Raw genomic sequence first — 16,764 nt, 5'->3', positions numbered from 1 at the left:
GGCGTCCCGAGGCCACCCCACGTCGAGGTTTCCCGCCGCAACCACCCTTCGCTGACCGACCAGCGGAAGAGTTCGCTGGTCGAGTAGTCGGGCTTGGCGAGGAACGAGCCGGAGCCCGACGTATCGAGACCACCCCAAGCTGTCGCTGGGCGTTAGCCGGCGCTGAGCCGTTGCCGGGTGGTCTCGATACGCCGTCACGCGCTCGCTGGCGCTCGCCGTGACGTCTACTCGACCAGCGGAGGGCGTCGCTGGTCGAGTAGCCCGACGTCGCGACGAAGGAGCAGGCGGAGGCGTATCGAGAGCACTCCGGGCAGTCGCTGGGAGCTAGCCGGCGCTGACCCGTTGCCGGGTGGTCTCGATAGGCCGTCACGCGCTCGCTGGCGCTCGCCGTGACGTCTACTCGACCAGCGGAAGGTCTCGCTGGTCGAGTAGCCCGACGTCGCGACGAAGGAGCAGACGGAGGCGTATCGAGACCACCCCAAGCTGTCGCTGGGAGCCGACTCGCGCTGAGCCGTTGCCGGGTGGTCTCGATACGCCGTCACGCGCTCGCTGGCGCTCGCCGTGACGTCTACTCGACCAGCGGAAGGTCTCGCTGGTCGAGTAGCCGACGTCGCGACGAAGGAGCAGGCGGAGGCGTATCGAGACCACCCCAAGCTGTCGCTGGGAGCCGGCCCGCGCTGAGCCGTTGCCGGGTGGTCTCGATAGGCCGTCACGCGCTCGCTGGCGCTCGCCGTGACGTCTACTCGACCAGCGGAGGGCCTCGCTGGTCGAGTAGCCGACGTCGCGACGAAGGAGCAGGCGGAGGCGTATCGAGACCACCCCAAGCTGTCGCTGGGAGCCGGCCCGCGCTGAGCCGTTGCCGGGTGGTCTCGATAGGCCGTCACGCGCTCGCTGGCGCTCGCCGTGACGTCTACTCGACCAGCGGAGGGCCTCGCTGGTCGAGTAGCCGACGTCGCGACGAAGGAGCAGGCGGAGGCGTATCGAGACCACCCCAAGCTGTCGCTGGGAGCCGACTCGCGCTGAGCCGTTGCCGGGTGGTCTCGATAGGCCGTCACGCGCTCGCTGGCGCTCGCCGTGACGTCTACTCGACCAGCGGTGGGTTTCGCTGGTCGAGTAGGCCGACCGGCGACGAAGGAGCTCGGGCGGACGTATCGAGACCACTCCAAGCGCACGCTGGAAGCCGGCCCACGCTGCCCCAATGCCTGGCAGTCGGTAGGAGCCAGGCCAGAGCTGTGGACGACAGCTCGACCGACTCCGCCGACGTCGATGCACTGACTGGATGGCCTACATGTACATCCTGCGCTGCTCCGACGGCAGCTACTACGTCGGCAGCACCCGGAACCTCGAGTCACGTCTCTACCAGCACCAGACGGGGATCGGCGCGGAGTACACCCGCTGTCGCCGACCGGTCGAGCTCGTCTACGCCTACGAGTTCGAGGACGTCGCCGACGCCTACGCCGCGGAGAAGCGGGTGCAGGGGTGGTCGCGGGCGAAGCGCGAGGCGCTGATCCGCGGCGACTACGACCTCCTCCCCACCCTCGCGCGCAAGGACTTCCGTCGACGCGACCCGCGCCCCTGGCGCGATTGAGCCTGACCGCTGGTCGAGTAGCCCGGAGCCGCGACGGAGGAGCGTGCTTTGGGCGTATCGAGACCGCTCCAAGCCGACGTTGGGAGCCGGCCCGCGCTGGGCCGTTGCCGGGTGGTCTCGATACGCGGCCACGGCGCTCCTACGTCGCGCGTGGCCGCTACTCGACCAGCGGAGGGTTTCGCTGGTCGAGTCGTCGACGTCGCGACGAAGGAGCAGACGGAGACGTATCGAGACCACTCCAAGCCGTCGCTGGGAGCCGGGTCGCGTTGATCCGTTGCCGGGTGGTCTCGATACGCGGCCAGCGAAACCGTTCGCTGCTCGACCAGCGGGGTCAGGAGCAGGAGGTGGGGAAGCGGCGGTCCTGGGTGAAGGACTGGACCCCTGGCGTGGTCGTCACGACCGCGCCGCGACGTTGGTCCTTGCCGGTCGTCATGGTGGTGCGGATGGTGACGGTCTGGCCGGGCTTGATGACGTAGGCCGTGTAGGCGACGGGGCGGGTGCCGAGCCGGCCGCTCTCGTCGAGGGAGATGGCGTCGTCGGCCTGCACCTCGTCGACGGTGCCGCCGGCGGGGGCGACGACGCGGACGGTCAGCTGCTGGTCGCCGCGCGGTGCCCGGTTCCCGTTGCCGGTGATGTACTGCGGCAGGTCGGCGGCGTCGGCCGGCGCATTCGAGGTGATGGTGGTGGTGGCGACCAGGGTCTGGCGACCGTCGGTGCGGCACCCCTCGGACTTCACGGTCGTCCTCCAGTCGAGGTAGTACTGCATCTTCGAGCTGGTGGTGTCGTTCAGGTACACGCCGACGTGGGGCGTGGTGCTCGGCTCGGGCAGCTCCCCGGACAGGTGCGTGCCGGCGAGGTCGTCCTCGACCGTCTGGTCGGCGCTCCACAGCAGGATGCGGCGCTCGTCGACGGCCTTCGTCAACCCTTCGAGGGTCTTGCGGGAGTCGCCGCGTCCGCCGAGGACGGAGCTGAAGATGCGCTGGGCGGCGTCGGCGAAGAAGAGGTCCTGCACCTGCGGGTCGGGGAACCGCGCGTACACGGTGTTGAGCAGGATCTCGACGGCGTTCGCCGACGTGAGCGTGGTGCCGTCGGTGAGCCGGATGGAGCCGGTCCCCTCGAGCGCGTAGGAGAGGGCGACGGGGTCGATCGACAGCACACCGTCGACCTTGGTGCCGAGCGAGCGCTGCACCATGGCGCGGGCGATGGTGGCGACGCGGGGGAAGTCGGGGGTGATGGTGGTGTCGCGGATGTCCTCGGCGATGAGGCTGCCGAAGGTGCGCTCCTCGTCATCGCTGACGGGTACGACCGGGTCGTTGAACTCGCCCAGCTCGCGGATGGTGAACTGCTGGTTGAAGCTGAGCCGACCGTTGCGGGCGGTGACGAGCGCGAGCGCGCCGGGGATGCCGCCGAGCGAGCGCGACTCCGCGTTGTTCTGGAACAGGACCAGGTAGGTGCGCGTCCCGTCGGCGCCGAGCATGCGGGGGGCGATGCGCAGCGCCTTGGCGGCGGCGTCGGCGGCCTGCTGCGCGGTGCCGAGCTTGTCCTTGAGCTCCTGCACCGGCTTGCGGAGGGGGCCGACGATGGCGGAGTCGTCGATGGCGTCGATGCGGCGACGGTTCTCGGTGAGGACGTTCGCGGCGGTGCTGACGGGACGGACGAGCCCGGCGAACTCGCGGAGCGGGAAGCGGCCGTCCTTGGGCCGGAAGGTGTTGGCGTCGAGCGACTGCGCGGTGTCGACGACGGGCGGCAGGGCGCGCTGGGCGATGTCGTCGAGGGCGTCGGCGGCGGTCTGCACGGCGTCGACGCTGGAGCCGACGAACGGCACGTGGGTGGCGGCGCCCCAGAGGGGCCCGTCGGTGCGGGTGCGGGCGGTGGTGGTGCTCTGCTGCAGGGCGCGCAGGGTGTTGCGCGCGAGGTCGGTGTCGCCGCTGGTGATCTGGGACTGAAGGTCCTGCGCCTCACCGGTGGCCGAGGTGATGGCCTTCTGCGCCTGCGACGCCTCGTAGCCCATCCAGCCGACGACACCGATCACGACGAGGACGACGACGCCGAGGCCGATCCACAGCGGCTTGCGGTTGCGCTGCTTGCGGCTCTTGCGCCGTGCGCTGCCTGAGGAGCGCGACGAGCGGGTACGGGAGGCCATGGCGTGATCCTAGGGTCGCGGGTCGAGCCGACGGTTTCGGCGCAGACATGACTCCGCCACCTCCCCAGCCCGGAGGCTGGTGGAGGTGGCGGACGTCAGGGTCGTGCTTCGCGGAGCGACGCGATCAGCTGTGACGACGGCGGGCGACGATGACGCCGGCGCCGGCGAGCACGAGGGCTGCGCCACCCGCGAGGAGGAGGACGTTCGAGCCGCCCGTGTCGGGCAGCGCGCCGCTGGCGTTGTCGCCACCGCCGGAAGCCGCGCCGTTGCCGGCGACGCCGTCACCGACGACGAGCTTGAGCGTGCGGGTGTAGGTGGCCTGAGCCGGCTTGAACGCGGAGGAGAGGCCGGAGGCGCTGACGTTGAAGTCCTCGTTGGTCTCGACCGTGAAGACGATGTCGTAGGTGCCCTCCTCCGCGGGAGCCGTGCCGTTGACGGTCCACGTGGTGGTGTTCTGGCCGCTGCCGACGCCCTGGCCGAGCAGCGTGGCGCTGTAGGACTGGACCTCGGCGCCACCGAAGCTGCCCGACTTGGTGAAGGGGCCGCCGGGGGCAGCGGTGACGGTCGCGCCGCCTCCGCCCGCGGGGGTGAGGACGGGCTCGTCGCCGTAGGCGAACGCCGAGCCGGCGGAGAAGAGGGTGACCAGACCGGCCACGAGGCCAGCGATGGCCAGACGAGTGCTGCGCATGTGAAGCTCCGAGGGATGTAGAAGACGACCACGAGACCTGTGGTTCCCGGCTAACAGTAGCGGTGAAATCCCGTCACGAACCAAACTTGTCCAAACTATTCACACGGACGCAACACGGGCCAACTCGCCGACGGCGCGTCGCCGAGATTTTTCCCGTCTTTTCAGGAACCCGCCATGTGACTCATGACACAAGCCCAGTGGTGCGGGCGACCCGTCCGTACGGACTGAGAACGGGGAAAAGCCTGCAGACTCAGCTCTCGTCGTCGCGCTCGCCGCGCTGGTGGTCGGTCTCGGGCTCGGGGTCCTCCAGGCCGCGGCTCGCGTCGAGCCGGGTGCGCGACTGGCGTCCGACGGCGTCCTGGACGGCGTCGAGGTCACCTGAACGGTCCGTGCGCCGGGGCGCGGTGAGGTGGGCCTGACGCTGCTGCTGTTGCTGGGTGGTGTCGGCGCGACGCTTCGAGCCGCGTCGGGTCGACATCGGCTCGGGACGGTCCTCCGCGGCCTCCACGCTGTCGGAGTCCGTGGGCGCGTAGCCGTACCCGTACCCGTAGCCGTATCCGTAGCGACCGGACTTCACGGGCGTCATGTTGAAGACCGCCGCGACGGGCTTGGCGCCGACGCCCTCGAGCCGGTCGACGGCTGCGCGTACCTGGTCGGCCGTGGTCTTGCCGTGGCGGACGACGAGGACGGCACCGTCGACGACGCTGGAGATCAGCGCGGCGTCAGTGACGGGGAGCAGCGGCGGGGCGTCGATGAGGACGACGTCGTACTCGGCACGCAGCTGCTCGACGACCGCGACCATGGCGCGCGACTGCAGCAGCTCGGCCGGGTTGGGCGGCGTCTTGCCACTGGAGAGCACCGACAGGCCAGAGACGCCGGTCTCCTGCATGGCGTCGGGCAGCTCCACACGGCCGACGAGCACGGTGGTGAGGCCGACGGCCTCGACGAGACCGAGGTACTGCGCCACGCGCGGTCGGCGCATGTCGCCCTCGATCAGCGCGACCTTCTGGCCGCCCTCGGCGAGCGCGAGCGCGAGGTTGACGGCCGTGGTGCTCTTGCCCTCGCCCGGCAGCGCGCTGGAGAGCACGAACACCTTCTTGTTGGCGTCGGGGTCAATGAACTGCAGGTTGGTGCGCAGCACGCGGAAGGCCTCGGCGCGCGGGGAGTACGTGTCGATCTCGGAGATGAGCGGGGCGCCGTCCGCGGCGTTGTCGAACGGGATCGCGCCGATGACGGGCGCCTCGGCGAGCTCCTCGAGCTGCTTGTGCGTCTTGACGGACGAGTCGAGGGTCTCGCGCAGCACGGCGATGCCGGCGCCGAGCAGCAGGCCGAGGATGAGTCCGAGGCCGAGGTTACGCAGCGGCTGGGGCGAGACGGGCGACGTCGGCGCGGTGGCCTGGTTGGTGACGGTGGCCTTGATGGTGGCCTGATCCTTGCCGGGCGGCGTCTCCAGCTCGCCGACGTAGCCGACGAACACGTCGGCGGTGGTCTCGGCGATGCGCTGCGCGCGCTCGGGCGACGGGTCGGTGACCGTGATGGTCAGGATGACGGTGTCGAGCTGCGACGTGGCGGTGATCTGCTGGCTCAGCTCGGCGGGGGTCTCGTCGAGGTCGAGGTCGCGGATGACGCGACGGGTGATCTCGTTCTGGTTGACCATCTCGGCGTAGCTCTTCACGCGCTGCAGCGAGAACTGGCTGCCCTGGAAGGCCTGGCTGTCGTCAGCGGCCTGCGAGGTGGAGATGAACAGGTCGGTGGACGACGCGTACTGCGGCGTGGTGCGCCAAGTGGCGAGCGCTGCCAGGGCGACGACACCGAGGGCGACGGACGCGATGAGCAACCAACGGTGACGAAGGATGGTCAGGTAGTCCCGCAGGTCCACGTACAGCTCCCGAGTGGTGATGACGGCGGCCCCCGAGACCGAGGGATGCGCCTCACTCTAGGCGAGGCGCGTGGTGATCGTGGACGACTTGGCTGTGACGTCGTGCCGCAGGACGTGGGGCGTTGCACAACCAAAGCGCGATGAGGGACCTGTGCGGGCTGCCAGGATGGGCGCATGAGGGAGCTTGCCGTGCGAGGAACCGAGATACCGGGCCTGTGGATCGTCGACATGCCGGTCCACGGCGACAACCGCGGCTGGTTCAAGGAGAACTGGCAGCGCGAGAAGATGGCGGCGCACGGTCTGCCGGACTTCGAGCCCGTGCAGAACAACGTCTCGTTCAACGCCAACCGAGGAGCCACGCGGGGCATCCACGCGGAGCCCTGGGACAAGCTCATCTCGATCGTCAACGGCAGCGCGTTCTGCGCCTGGGTCGATCTGCGGGAGGGCGAGACGTTCGGTCGCGTGGCGACCTTAGAGCTCGGGGTGGACCAGGCGGTGTTCGTGCCGAAGGGGGTGGGGAACTCCTACCAGGCGCTCGAGGACGAGACGATCTACAGCTACCTCGTGAACGAGCACTGGAGCCCGGAGGCGTCGTACACCTTCGTCAACCTCGCCGACGAGACGCTCGGCATCGAGTGGCCGATCGCCCTGTCGGACGCTGAGCTGTCGGAGAAGGACCGTCGCCACCCACCGCTGGCCGACGTGACGCCCTTCGCTACCGACGAGGTGGCACTGCTCGAGGTCGACTCGCCGCGGACGCTCGTGATCGGGGCCGGCGGCCAGCTGGGCCGTGCCTTGGTCGAGCGCCTGCCGCACGCCACCGCGTGGGACGTCGCGGACCTCGACATCACCGACCCGGGCGCGGTCTGGGCCGTCAACTGGTCGCAGTTCGACACGATCATCAACGCCGCCGCGTACACCGCTGTCGACGCCGCGGAGACGCTGGAGGGACGGCGGGCGGCCTGGCTGGCCAACGCGCACGCCCCGGCCCACCTGGCGAAGGCCGCGGTGGCGCACGACCTGACCCTCGTGCACGTCTCGTCCGACTACGTCTTCGACGGTGAGCGGGAGACCCATGCGGTGGACGAGTCGTTCGCGCCGCTCGGCGTGTACGGGCAGTCGAAGGCCGCCGGCGACGTCGCCGTGAGCGTGGTGCCCAAGCACTACGTGGTGAGGACGAGCTGGGTGATCGGCGATGGTGCGAACTTCATCCGCACCATGCAGTCCTTGGCCGAGAAGGGCGTGGATCCGGCGGTCGTCGACGACCAGGTCGGACGTCTGACCTACACGTCGGACCTCGCCGACGGCATCATCACGCTGCTGCGTCAGCACGCGCCCTACGGGACGGTGAACGTGACGAGCGGCGGCGAGCCGCGCTCGTGGTTCGAGATCGCGCGCCAGGCGTTCGCGGACGCCGGCCACGACCCGCAGCGGGTCTCGCCGACGAGCACGGAGGAGTACGGGCGAGGCAAGCAGCTGGCTCCGCGCCCGCGCTTCAGCACCCTGGAGTGAGCAGCGGACGGTTCAGCGGTCGAGCAGCCCCAGCAGGTAGCGGCCGTAGCCGCTCTTGACGAGCGGCTGGGCGATGCGGTGGAGGTCGTCGTCGCTGAGGTAGCCGAGGCTCCAGCCGATCTCCTCCGGGCAGCTGATCTTGAGGCCCTGTCGGTTCTCGACGGACCGCACGAAGTTGCCGGCGTCGTTGAGGTCGTCGATGGTGCCGGTGTCGAGCCAGGCGGTCCCTCGCTCGAGAAGCTCGACCTTCAGGCGGCCCTGCTCGAGGTAGACCCGGTTGAGGTCGGTGATCTCCAGCTCGCCGCGGGCCGAGGGCTGCAGCTCGCGGGCATAGTCGACGACGTCGCTGCTGTAGAAGTACAGCCCTGGCACGGCGTAGTTGCTCTTGGGCTTCTCGGGCTTCTCCTCGAGGGAGATCACGCGGCCGGTGTCGTCGAACTCCACCACGCCGTAGGCGGTGGGGTTGGCCACGTGGTACCCGAACACGGCCCCGCCGTCGAGGTCGTCGAAGCGGCCGAGGGTTGAGCCGAGACCGGCGCCGTAGAAGATGTTGTCGCCGAGCACCAGGCCGACGTTCTCGTCACCGACGTGGTCGGCGCCGATCGTGAAGGCCTGGGCGAGCCCGTCGGGCGACGGCTGCTGTGCGTAGGTGATCGAGATGCCGAACTGGCTGCCGTCGCCGAGCAGCCGCTCGAAGCCGCTCGCCTCGTGCGGCGTCGTGATCACGAGGACGTCACGGATGCCGGCGAGCATGAGCGTGGAGAGCGGGTAGTAGATCATCGGCTTGTCGTAGACCGGCATGAGCTGCTTGCTGATGCCCTGCGTGATCGGGTGGAGTCGCGAGCCTGTACCGCCGGCGAGGATGATCCCCTTCATGTGACGAACCATACGGATTTCCGGAGTTCCGCGGACCATCTCGACGGTAACGTCTGCCACATGCAGCGGATCCTGGTCACGGGCGGTGCCGGGTTCATCGGCTCCAACTTCGTCCACTACGTGGTGGAGCACACCGACCTCGTCGTGACGGTCGTCGACAAGCTGACCTACGCAGGCAACCGCGCCAACCTCGACGGACTTCCCGAGGACCGCGTGCGGCTGGTGATGGGCGACATCGCCGATGCCGACCTGATGGACGACCTGGTGTCGTCGCACGACGCCGTCGTCCACTACGCGGCCGAGAGCCACAACGACAACTCGCTGCGCGATCCGAGGCCCTTCCTCGACACGAACATCATCGGCACGTACGTGATCCTCGAGGCGTGCCGCAAGCACGACGTGCGGCTGCACCACATCTCCACCGACGAGGTCTACGGCGACCTCGAGCTCGACGACCCGGCGCGGTTCACCGAGTCGACCCCCTACAACCCGTCGAGCCCTTACTCGTCGACGAAGGCGGGTTCGGACCTGCTCGTCCGGGCCTGGGTGCGCTCGTTCGGTCTACGCGCCACGATCAGCAACTGTTCGAACAACTACGGCCCGCGTCAGCACATCGAGAAGTTCATCCCTCGCCAGATCACCAACGTGCTCGATGGTCGACGTCCGAAGCTCTACGGCGCTGGACTGAACGTGCGCGACTGGATCCACGCCGACGACCACAGCTCTGCAGTCCTCACGATCCTAGAGAAGGGTGCGATGGGCGAGACCTACCTGATCGGCGCGGACGGCGAGAAGAACAATCTCGAGGTCGTGCGGTTGATTCTGCGGCTCCTCGACCAATCTGAGGATGCCTTCGACCACGTGACAGACAGAGCTGGACACGACCTGCGGTACGCGATCGACTCGTCGAGGCTCCGCGCAGAGCTTGGATGGACGCCGTCCGTGGGGGACTTCGAGTCGGGCTTGGCCGCGACGATCGACTGGTATCGGTCGAATGCGAAATGGTGGCAGCAGGACAAACAAGCCGTGGAACGCGCCTACTCTGAGGCGCGCAAGTGATCGCGCCCGCCGAGCGCCGGACGGGCGATCGCGCTGCAGCGGATGGTGTCAATCGAGCTGTGCTCTCGAATCGACATGATCTTCGCCGGAACGCATGTCGCCGGCCCGTGATGGTGCTACCGCGGACCCAGCCGTGGAGGGCTTCGTCGTGTGGTGCTCCGGACTCGCAGCCAGGGCGTGCTCAATGAGCCTGCTGCTCACGCACGAGTGGATCGCCGGTGCGGGCGGTTCTGAGAATGTGTTCGAACAGTTCGTGCGAGAGTTCCCGGACGCTGATCAGGTGTGTCTGTGGAACGACGACGAGCAGAGGTTCCCCGACGCTCGTGAGACCTGGTTGGGCAGGACGCCTCTCAGGCGCAGCAAGCCACTGGCGCTCGCGTTCGAACGGCAGGCGATACGCGGAGTGGATCTGAGCGGCTACGACGCCGTGCTTAGCAGCTCGCACGCCTTCGGGCACTACTTCGCGACCCGGGCGGCGCGCGCGGGTCGCCCCGCGTTCGCCTACGTCCACTCGCCTGCTCGATACATCTGGTCACCCGAAGAAGATCGGCGTGGACAGGGCCGGGTCGTCCGCACCTTGGCGAAGCCCCAGCGCGTGCTAGACCGGCGGACGGTGAGCCCGAAGGTGAGTTACGCGGCAAACAGTGTGTTCGTCCGCGACCGGATGCTGAAGAGCTGGGGGGTAGGCGGAGAGGTCATCCACCCGCCCATCCGAGTGGTGGAGATTGGCAAGACTCTTTCGACTGAGCTCAGCCCCGACGATAAGCGAGTCCTCTCAGAGCTTCCTTCCAACTTCATCCTCGGCGCATCCAGACTGGTCGACTACAAGCGTCTCGATCTGGTTCTCCGCCTAGCCGAGTCCCTGCGGTGCCCAGCGGTCATCGCTGGTGACGGTCCTGCGAGGGGGGACTTGGAGGCATACGCACGGAAACTGGACGTCGACGTCCACTTTCTGGGGCGTGTGAGTGATCGGGCCCTCTATGAGCTTTTTCGTAGAGCACGGTTGTACGTGTTCTTGCCGGTTGAGGACTTCGGCATCATGCCTTTGGAGGCAGTAGCAGCGGGCGCGCCAGTGCTGGTGAACTCGCGGGGTGGTGCGTGGGAAGGGGTCGCGCGAACGCAAGCTGGAGAGAGGTGCGATCCGCGGGACTGGGACGGGGTAACGCGAGCCGCTTTGAGCGCGATCGAGCGAAAAGGCGAAGCTGGACTCGAGTCAGTCGCATCGTTTGACGACCAGGAGTTCCGGAGCGCTGTGCGCGCATGGGTAGGCGCTCGTTGATGGCGGGTGACCAGCCGGGCGGCACGTCCATGCCCCTCCCTATCGGCGTCGCTCTCCCCCGGGAGCGCCTCACGCGTTTGTTGATCGCATGACGGCGGCAGCATCGTTTGTTGCTCGGCTCGGAACGCTCGTGTCCGGGTTCCTGTGTGCACTGCTGACAACACGCTTGATCCTTTCCTCGACGGGCGTCGAGAACTTTGCGCTGTACTCGCTGGTCGTTGCACTGCCCGCGTTGGTGCCCTTCACAGACCTCGGCTCGGGCGCTGTCCTCGTCAACTCTTTCGCGCTGCGCAGGTCAGTGGGGAACGATCTACTCAAATCTCAGACTCTCGCGGTCGCCCGCATTTCGGTCGGGTTCGCGTGCGCTCTGATGGCATTGAACGCAGTGCTCTACGCGACCGACGGGTGGAGCCGAGTACTCGGATCCGCTGGCGAGGCCGATAACTCCTCTCTCGTCGCCTTCGTATGCGTGACGTCGTTCTGCCTGTCTGCGCCCCTCGGGATGTGGACGAAGATCCTCCTAGGTCTAAGCAAGAATCACTGGACAATCCTGATCCAGGGAGCACAGGCTCCCCTCACGCTCTTACTGACATGGGTCTACCTCCAGCACGCTCCGGGAAAGCATCAAGAGTTCGTCGTCACGTGTGCTTACCTATCGATCTTCATCGTCTCGAGCATCGGGTTCTTTGCCGCCAGCCGCGAGAGTGAACGGATTCCTGGGGCAGCGATGCGGCAAGTCCTGCGGTTCCTCCGCACGAGGGAGTCGCGTCATGAACGTGGGCCTTCCGATGTTGGTTCAACTATTGACGCCACCGATCACCACCCAGGTGACCAGGCTCATCGTTGCCCAGACTGTCTCCGTCACGGCGCTGGCTGAGTACGGAGTGCTCATGCAGATCTTGATACCTGCCATGGGGCTGGTTAGCGCCGTTGGCATCACGCTGTGGCCGTACTACTCGGGCGCTCGTGGCGAAGGGCGGGACGTTCGCGGTCCCTTCCAGCTCTCGGCGCTCTTCCTGGCTGCGGCGACGGTCGGTGTCTTCGGCTGGGTAGCCGTGGCTCCATGGCTGTTCGACGCCATGACTGGTGGGACGGTAGAACCATCACGCGCTGTTGTCCTGTGCTTCGGATTACAGATGGCAGCGCAGGCCGCCCTCTACCCGCTGGGCATGTATCTGATGAGCCCGAGGGGGATCCGGTTTCAGGTGGTACCCGCGGTGTTGGTATGCGTTTCGTCGCTCGCGTTGGTCACCTTCTTCGCACCGTCCCTGGGGATCGTTTCGGTTCCTCTGTCTGTCGCGCTCTCCACTCTGATCTTCCAGATCGTCCCGTTCGGAGCTTTCATCCTGAAGGAGAAGAAGAATGGGTAGATGCCTCCGAGCCATGTTTCTGTCGACGCGAGGGGATAGCCGATGACAACCGAGAGGCTCGGGGTGGTGGTTGTCAACTACGGGACGACACAAGAGGTCGCTGCTCGACTGCCAGCTGGTATGTACGACCAAAGCGTCTTGATCGTTCTTGTCGACAACTTCCACTCGTTGAAAGAGCAGGAGGACGCTCGTCGTCTCGCGGAGGACCGAGGCTGGATCTTCATCGCGCATGCAGAGAACACGGGTTTCGGGGCCGCCTGCAACGCGGGCGCGCATCGGGCGTTCGATCGGGGCTGTAGCCATGTGCTGTTCCTCAACCCTGACGCCAGCATCGATCGCTCGTCCCTCCAGCGTCTCTGGAGGACCGGCATGGAGCACCCCGACGCGATGGTGTCGCCGGTGATTCTTCGCGAGAGTGGTGGATCGACATGGTTCTCGGGCGGCGTGCTGGATTCTGTGCGAGGGCGGGCAAGACACACGAGTTCCGGTGATGTCGGCCGGGAAATCGACTGGCTCACGGCGGCCTGTCTCCTGGTCTCGCGAGCCGCGTGGGAGAGAGTCGGCGGCTTCGACGTCTCCTACTTCCTCTACTGGGAGGACGTCGACCTCACATTCCGTTGGAAGAAGCTGGGTGGCGATCTCATCGTCGCCACGGACGTGGAGGCGACGCACGGTGTCGGCTCGTCGCAGCCAGGACATCGACAGAAGTCGCAGGTCTACGTCTTCTACAACCTCGCCAATCGAGGACGCTTCTGTCGGAAGAATTTGTCTCCTGCGCACCGGCTCTGGTGGCTGCTCTTGACACCGACTTACATGTTCAGCATGATCCGCGTCAGCAGACCGGAACCTGGAGGTCCCGCCAGCGATCATTACCTCCGGACCTACGTTTTCGCGTTTCTCGCTGCAATCGCGGAGTTCTTCTCGGATGCTCAGTGGGTAAGCCGGCGGTGGAGGCACAGATGAGTTCAGGATTGAGCGGCAGCACCGAGCGCGCCGTCCTGAGCAGCCAACCTAGGCTGGAGGGGGATCAGCGGGACGCTCTAGCCGTCCTCGTCGCGCTAGTCCTTGTCCTCACCCAATTCCTCGGTCCCATTGGCGCCCTTGCTGCTCTCGTCGCTTCGCCGATCTGGTTTCCCACTCTTCGCAGGTTCGACTACGCGCGGCTCTTCTTCGTGGCCATGGCAGCCTGCGTCTGCGGTGCTCTCGTGCTGTGGGTGGTGAACCCCGCGGAAGGTTCCTACAGTGCTTCGAATGCGGTGGGCGACCTCACCTTGATCGCGCGCGCCGGGGTGGCGTTCGGGGTCTTCGTTTGGTGCCGTTCGGTCCTAGGAATCATCAACCTCGCGTTTGTCTACGGGGCGCTCGGGCTGCTCAGAGCCTTCGTCGATTATGGAATCACGACTGACGCAGTTCAGTTGAAGTATCACTTCTCGTGGTGGATGGTCGTTCTCTTGCTGGCTTTCGTCTCTCGTCTCGAAAGGAGGCTAGCGATCGGCCTCATGGCGACCGGGGTGCTGGCGATCGCAGCGATTGCCGAGTACCGCGCGCTCGTCGCGTTCCTGACGTTGAGTGTGGCGCTGCTCCTCCTTGCAAGATTCACGGCCCGGAGAGGTCAGGCACTCACTACAAAGGCTCTCGGCCGAGATCTCCTCAAGATCGGACCCCCGATCGTTCTCCTCACGTACTTGACGTACAAGGCGGTTGAGAAGCTCCTTCTAGGAGGCGCCTTCGGGGAGTCGCTACAACTCAAGACCGAGCTCCAGATTGCTCAGTTCGGCTCGATCATCCTGGGCGGACGCGCCGAGGCGCCAATCGCTCTCGGCCTCATGCGGGACAACCCGTGGGGCTATGGGCCCGGATACGTGCCAACCGCCCAGGATTACTACGCGGGTGCGTACCAGAGGCTTGTGGACGCGAACGTGAACTATCTCGACACCTACTCGTTCGCGGGCCACATCAAGTTGCACTCGTTCTGGGGCGATCTCTGGGTCAACGCTGGGATCGCGGGCCTTTGCGCCGCAGGACTCATGCTGATCCTGGTCGGTACTGGCCTTTCGACGGCTCTCCGGCATAGGAGCCCGGAGCTGCTCACCATCTTCCTCTGCGTCTGGGGGGTCTGGCACGTGCTCTTCTCCCCGATCTATTCGAATCTGCTCGAGTTTGCTTTCATCGCCGCGGTCGTCGCGCGCTCGAAGAGCCCCGTACAAGTCGACGCAGGATTGGTCAGGGGTGATGGCGTGAGGCCACCATCAGGGCGTGGAAGAACTTTGCGTGCTTGACCGCTGCGTCCGGCCACTCTCGAGCGGCCATATCGGGTTCAGAATCTCCTGGAGCGGTTCTCGCGCGGTCCAAGGCTGACGTCAGGTCAGTTCCTGACAAGACGCCGGTGAAGGTGTGCACCCACGATTCGCCGAACTCGTCGCGGAGTTCACGTGCTGTTGGACCGTCGCGCAGCAGCACAGGTCGGCCGAGCGAGAGCGCGAGTAGAGCCGCTCCCGAATTCACCACGTAGTCGTACGGCAGGACTACGAGCTCGGCCGCGCTGATGATCATCGCTGTTTCGTCTTCCGGCAAGAACCTGGCGTCGAGGCTGATGCGGTCGTCCCGATCGACCTCCGCGGCGAGCGCTGCGTGGAACGTCGCGGTATCGGGGGCGCCGGCGAGGTGGAGACTGAATTCTGGTCCAGGTTGCTCTTGGAAGGCGGCGACTAATGCCGGGACGCCCTTGTAAGCCCGAAGGAGGCCGAAGTACACGAATCGCCCTCTAACCCGTTCGGTTGTCTCGTACCGTGCGAACCAATCGCGATAGTGACCATGCGGGATGTGAACCTTGGTTTCAGCCGGCGTCTCGGCCACAGTCCATGCACTGAGGTGAATCTCAGCCGTCCGCGCTCCGAACAAGCGACTCAACAGCCATGAGCGGAAGGGCCCAAGTGGCGCGTGGGCGTCGAGGTTGTGGACTGTTCTTGCAACGGGCTTGTTGCCGATTTTGACGCGAATGAGCAGCACGACGAACAGGAGCACGGCCACGGAGCTGCGCGTCCTCGACCGTTTCCGTACGAGGACCTCTGGCCAGTGAACGTGGAGTGCATCGAACGGCCGAAAAACCGCGCCGGCAGACATCGGGATCAGCACTGTGTCGGGGAGCGCGTTCACAGCGTCGAAGAGCTGTGCGATGTAGGGGTTGGACGGCGGGCGATTATTGGGTTCGCTCGAGAGAACGCGGAGAGGGCGAATGCCGTCCGCGGCCAGCGTTGCGGATCGTCTCATGCAGATTGGCCGCCCACGTCTCGGGCTGGATCGCTGTGCAGCCACCTGTCGGCTTCCAGGCGACCGTCCGTTTCCGGAAGAGCGGCCTGGATGCTGGCCCTCGTCCTCGGGCTGCCTATGGCGTCTGAGATCGCACGCGCGAGCTCCATTGCAGTTGAGGACCATGGCACGACGATGTGGCCGTGGCTCTCGAGCCACTCCGCGAGACCTGTCTCGTCGCTTGCAACAACTTCGAGCCCCAAGCTCAGCGCTTCTACGATGGGCAAGCCGACTTGCTCTTTCCACTGAAGCGAAGGCTGCGAGAACAGACAGAGCACGTGATGCGAGGCGAGAGACCTCCAAATTAGCTCTCGGGGCGGTGCAACCTGCAGGTCAACATCTCGCAGATCCCTACATTGCGTTCGGACCTCAGCTTCAAGCGAGCCGCGCCCAAGGACTGTCAGACGGGCGGTGGGTTGGAGGCGTTTTACTTCCGGCCAAGCCTCGAGGAGCTGAATGATTCCTTTCCTGTGCTCAAAGGTCCCGACGAAGATCACGCTGTCAAGACGGGTCGGCGCAGGGTCGATTTCGTGCGGTGAGGGCAACGCGGGGATCACGCGGGTTTCGGCGCGCGCGACAGTGCGCGTGTACCGAGGAGCCGCCGGTAGTTTCGTTCGGCGTCGGTAGTCCCGAAGCACACTCTCGTCATCGAGCGGTATCCAAACCCAGAGAGGCTGCGATAAGCGAGTCGAGCCAGAGTGACAGGAATCGGCAGCTTCGCGGCGAGCTTCTCTGGTAGATCGGCATTCTCGATCGCGTACGTGACCAAACGCGTCCCATTGCGTCTGCCACGAAGGCGGGTCACGAGCGAGATCGCAACGGTCTCCACAATGGCGCTCGGAGCTAAGGGTTCGACAATTTCCATCGTGTCATACGTTCCCCGCCAGGCGTCGCGGAGCACCTGGGACAACGACACTTTTTTGACTCGGGCGTGCGTGGGGGCTCTCGTGAGATCGAAGTCGTACATCGCTTTGCGATAGAAGAAGTCCCCGGGAACCATGTCGTGCAGTCGTTCGAGGTGAGCAGTGCGAGCCACTCGGTAGTACCGGGCAACGCTCATG

The 16,764-nt window shown here is 66.2% G+C and carries 14 protein-coding genes; 7 read left to right on the top strand and 7 right to left on the bottom strand.

Annotated elements, in window-relative coordinates; all coding sequences use genetic code 11:
* Nucleotides 1-1,279: 1,279 nt before the first annotated feature.
* Nucleotides 1,280-1,588, top strand: coding sequence for a GIY-YIG nuclease family protein (locus tag QE370_RS03790; RefSeq protein ID WP_309633491.1), 309 nt, complete (start codon nucleotides 1,280-1,282; stop codon nucleotides 1,586-1,588).
* Nucleotides 1,589-1,919: 331 nt separating this feature from the next.
* Here QE370_RS03790 and QE370_RS03785 read toward each other — a convergent pair whose 3' ends face one another.
* The 3 genes from QE370_RS03785 to QE370_RS03775 all read right to left on the bottom strand — a co-directional run bounded on the left by QE370_RS03785 (nucleotide 1,920) and on the right by QE370_RS03775 (nucleotide 6,298).
* Nucleotides 1,920-3,731 carry a DUF4012 domain-containing protein gene (locus QE370_RS03785; protein WP_309633490.1) on the bottom strand — a complete coding sequence of 604 codons (1,812 nt, stop codon included), beginning with the start codon at nucleotides 3,729-3,731 and terminating at the stop codon, nucleotides 1,920-1,922.
* A gap of 124 nt (nucleotides 3,732-3,855) precedes the next feature.
* Nucleotides 3,856-4,419, bottom strand: a complete 564-nt coding sequence (locus QE370_RS03780; protein WP_309633489.1) for an LPXTG cell wall anchor domain-containing protein — start codon at nucleotides 4,417-4,419, stop codon at nucleotides 3,856-3,858.
* Nucleotides 4,420-4,669: 250 nt separating this feature from the next.
* On the bottom strand, nucleotides 4,670-6,298 hold the full coding sequence (locus QE370_RS03775; RefSeq protein ID WP_309633488.1) for a polysaccharide biosynthesis tyrosine autokinase: 1,629 nt from the start codon (nucleotides 6,296-6,298) through the stop codon (nucleotides 4,670-4,672).
* A 174-nt stretch (nucleotides 6,299-6,472) separates the two neighbouring features.
* On the opposite strand from QE370_RS03775, the gene QE370_RS03770 reads away from it, so the two are divergent.
* Entirely contained in the window at nucleotides 6,473-7,810 is a 1,338-nt protein-coding gene (locus QE370_RS03770) for a bifunctional dTDP-4-dehydrorhamnose 3,5-epimerase family protein/NAD(P)-dependent oxidoreductase (protein WP_309633487.1), read from the top strand.
* A gap of 12 nt (nucleotides 7,811-7,822) precedes the next feature.
* Here QE370_RS03770 and rfbA read toward each other — a convergent pair whose 3' ends face one another.
* The gene (rfbA, locus tag QE370_RS03765; RefSeq protein WP_309633486.1) at nucleotides 7,823-8,686 is read right to left on the bottom strand and encodes a glucose-1-phosphate thymidylyltransferase RfbA; all 864 of its coding nucleotides are present in this window, start codon (nucleotides 8,684-8,686) and stop codon (nucleotides 7,823-7,825) included.
* 60 nt (nucleotides 8,687-8,746) lie between these two features.
* Between rfbA and rfbB the strand changes: the two genes are divergently transcribed.
* The 5 genes from rfbB to QE370_RS03740 all read left to right on the top strand — a co-directional run bounded on the left by rfbB (nucleotide 8,747) and on the right by QE370_RS03740 (nucleotide 14,673).
* Nucleotides 8,747-9,745 carry a dTDP-glucose 4,6-dehydratase gene (gene rfbB / locus QE370_RS03760; protein WP_309635229.1) on the top strand — a complete coding sequence of 333 codons (999 nt, stop codon included), beginning with the start codon at nucleotides 8,747-8,749 and terminating at the stop codon, nucleotides 9,743-9,745.
* 184 nt (nucleotides 9,746-9,929) lie between these two features.
* Nucleotides 9,930-11,024, top strand: a complete 1,095-nt coding sequence (locus tag QE370_RS03755; protein WP_309633485.1) for a glycosyltransferase — start codon at nucleotides 9,930-9,932, stop codon at nucleotides 11,022-11,024.
* A gap of 770 nt (nucleotides 11,025-11,794) precedes the next feature.
* Nucleotides 11,795-12,394, top strand: a complete 600-nt coding sequence (locus QE370_RS03750; protein WP_309633484.1) for a hypothetical protein — start codon at nucleotides 11,795-11,797, stop codon at nucleotides 12,392-12,394.
* A gap of 42 nt (nucleotides 12,395-12,436) precedes the next feature.
* Nucleotides 12,437-13,357: a glycosyltransferase family 2 protein gene (locus tag QE370_RS03745; protein WP_309633483.1), complete on the top strand. Its 921-nt coding sequence runs from the start codon at nucleotides 12,437-12,439 to the stop codon at nucleotides 13,355-13,357.
* Nucleotides 13,327-14,673, top strand: a complete 1,347-nt coding sequence (locus QE370_RS03740; protein WP_309633482.1) for a hypothetical protein — start codon at nucleotides 13,327-13,329, stop codon at nucleotides 14,671-14,673. Before QE370_RS03745 ends, QE370_RS03740 begins: the two co-directional genes overlap by 31 nt.
* Here QE370_RS03740 and QE370_RS03735 read toward each other — a convergent pair.
* The 3 genes from QE370_RS03735 to QE370_RS03730 all read right to left on the bottom strand — a co-directional run bounded on the left by QE370_RS03735 (nucleotide 14,618) and on the right by QE370_RS03730 (nucleotide 16,763).
* Nucleotides 14,618-15,424 (bottom strand): hypothetical protein, encoded by an 807-nt coding sequence (locus tag QE370_RS03735; RefSeq protein ID WP_309633481.1) that lies wholly within the window; start codon nucleotides 15,422-15,424, stop codon nucleotides 14,618-14,620. The two genes, QE370_RS03740 and QE370_RS03735, sit on opposite strands and share 56 nt — an antisense overlap.
* Nucleotides 15,425-15,660: 236 nt before the next feature.
* Complete coding sequence (locus QE370_RS18135) at nucleotides 15,661-16,200, bottom strand: glycosyltransferase family 4 protein (protein ID WP_396127795.1); 540 nt, start codon at nucleotides 16,198-16,200, stop codon at nucleotides 15,661-15,663.
* A 56-nt stretch (nucleotides 16,201-16,256) separates the two neighbouring features.
* Nucleotides 16,257-16,763, bottom strand: a complete 507-nt coding sequence (locus QE370_RS03730) for a hypothetical protein (RefSeq protein WP_309633480.1) — start codon at nucleotides 16,761-16,763, stop codon at nucleotides 16,257-16,259.
* Nucleotide 16,764 lies beyond the last annotated feature (1 nt).

Source organism: Aeromicrobium sp. SORGH_AS_0981 (genome assembly GCF_031453195.1).
Taxonomy (GTDB): Bacteria; Actinomycetota; Actinomycetes; order Propionibacteriales; family Nocardioidaceae; genus Aeromicrobium.
This window is presented reverse-complemented; position numbering and strand designations above follow the sequence as displayed.

Excerpts from the sequence above, each read along its gene's own strand:
- rfbA (WP_309633486.1), bottom strand. The coding sequence starts at position 8,686 with ATGAAGGGGATCATCCTCGCCGGCGGTACAGGCTCGCGACTCCACCCG.
- QE370_RS03770 (WP_309633487.1), top strand. The coding sequence starts at position 6,473 with ATGAGGGAGCTTGCCGTGCGAGGAACCGAGATACCGGGCCTGTGGATC.
- QE370_RS03780 (WP_309633489.1), bottom strand. The coding sequence starts at position 4,419 with ATGCGCAGCACTCGTCTGGCCATCGCTGGCCTCGTGGCCGGTCTGGTC.
- QE370_RS03790 (WP_309633491.1), top strand. The coding sequence starts at position 1,280 with ATGGCCTACATGTACATCCTGCGCTGCTCCGACGGCAGCTACTACGTC.
- QE370_RS03730 (WP_309633480.1), bottom strand. The coding sequence starts at position 16,763 with ATGAGCGTTGCCCGGTACTACCGAGTGGCTCGCACTGCTCACCTCGAA.
- QE370_RS03750 (WP_309633484.1), top strand. The coding sequence starts at position 11,795 with ATGAACGTGGGCCTTCCGATGTTGGTTCAACTATTGACGCCACCGATC.
- QE370_RS03785 (WP_309633490.1), bottom strand. The coding sequence starts at position 3,731 with ATGGCCTCCCGTACCCGCTCGTCGCGCTCCTCAGGCAGCGCACGGCGC.
- QE370_RS03745 (WP_309633483.1), top strand. The coding sequence starts at position 12,437 with ATGACAACCGAGAGGCTCGGGGTGGTGGTTGTCAACTACGGGACGACA.
- rfbB (WP_309635229.1), top strand. The coding sequence starts at position 8,747 with ATGCAGCGGATCCTGGTCACGGGCGGTGCCGGGTTCATCGGCTCCAAC.
- QE370_RS03755 (WP_309633485.1), top strand. The coding sequence starts at position 9,930 with ATGAGCCTGCTGCTCACGCACGAGTGGATCGCCGGTGCGGGCGGTTCT.